The organism is Streptomyces sudanensis (assembly GCF_023614315.1).
GTDB lineage: Bacteria > Actinomycetota > Actinomycetes > Streptomycetales > Streptomycetaceae > Streptomyces > Streptomyces sudanensis.
Genome location: NZ_CP095474.1, coordinates 4,167,943 through 4,168,945, shown reverse-complemented (window position 1 = coordinate 4,168,945; position 1,003 = coordinate 4,167,943). Strand labels below are relative to the sequence as shown.

Genomic DNA, 1,003 nt, shown 5'->3' with positions numbered 1-1,003 from the left:
GCTCNGGGACNGCNCCGGCCGCCTCCGCGACCACGGCGCCCGCGCCGTCCCCGAGCACCGGCCGGAGTACCGGGCCGAGCGCGGCCCAGCGGCTGACCGCGCTGGTCAACGCCCGGCGCGCCGAGGCCGGTTGCCCTCCGCTGCGCCTGGACCCCCGGCTGACGGCGGCGGCCCGGGCCCACGCGCGCGACATGGTGGCGCGGCGCTACTTCGCCCACGCCGACCCGGAGGGCCGGCGCGCGGACGCGCGGATGGCGGACGCCGGGTACGACGCGGTCGCGTGGGCCGAGAACCTGCACCTCGGGGCCCGGGACGCGGCGGTGGTCGTCGACGACTGGATGGACGGCTCGTACCACGAGAGGAACATGCTCGGCTGCCGCTACCGGGACACCGGTGTGGCGGCGGTGCCGGGGCCGGAGGGCACGGTGTGGGTGCAGACCCTGGCCGGCCCGGCGTGAACGGGGGTGCGGCGCGTCAGCGGGCGGCACCGAAGTTCTGGACCCACCAGGGCCCGTTGGAGCGGAGGGTCACACCGACGCCGATGTCCCGGAAGGCGCAGTTGAGGATGTTCGCGCGGTGGCCGGGGCTCTCCATCCAGCCGCGCACGGCGGCGGCCGGGTCCCCGGGTCCCCGGTGGATGTTCTCCGCCCAGGTGCTCCAGCGGTAGCCGGCGGCCCCGATCCGGTCTCCGGGGCCGCGCCCCTCGGGGGTGTCGTGCGCGTAGTAGTCGCGGGCGGCCATGTCGTCGGCGTGGCCCTGGGCGGCCCGCTGGAGGCGGTCGTCGACGCGGAGGGCGGGGCAGCCGGCCCCGGCGCGTTCGGCGTTGACGAGGTCGACGACGCGGCGCGCGTGGTCGGCCGCCGTGCCGCCGGTCCGGGTGGCGCGGGCCCGGTACGGTTCCGTGCCGCCCTCGCGCGCACCGGGCGCGGCGGGCGCGGCNNGGGNNCGNCGGAGGGGTGCTTCCGGGCGCCGGCCTCGACGCGCCGGTCCGACGGGGCGGGGG

The 1,003-nt window shown here is 79.5% G+C and carries 2 protein-coding genes; one reads left to right on the top strand and one right to left on the bottom strand.

What is annotated here, in order from left to right; all coding sequences use genetic code 11:
- Positions 1-92 precede the first annotated feature (92 nt).
- On the top strand, positions 93-458 hold the full coding sequence (locus MW084_RS19180) for a CAP domain-containing protein (RefSeq protein ID WP_338057721.1): 366 nt from the start codon (positions 93-95) through the stop codon (positions 456-458).
- A gap of 16 nt (positions 459-474) precedes the next feature.
- Here the strand turns inward: MW084_RS19180 and MW084_RS19175 are convergent.
- A partial coding sequence (locus MW084_RS19175; protein ID WP_275563708.1) for a CAP domain-containing protein occupies positions 475-939 on the bottom strand: 465 nt, incomplete at its 5' end.
- Positions 940-1,003 lie beyond the last annotated feature (64 nt).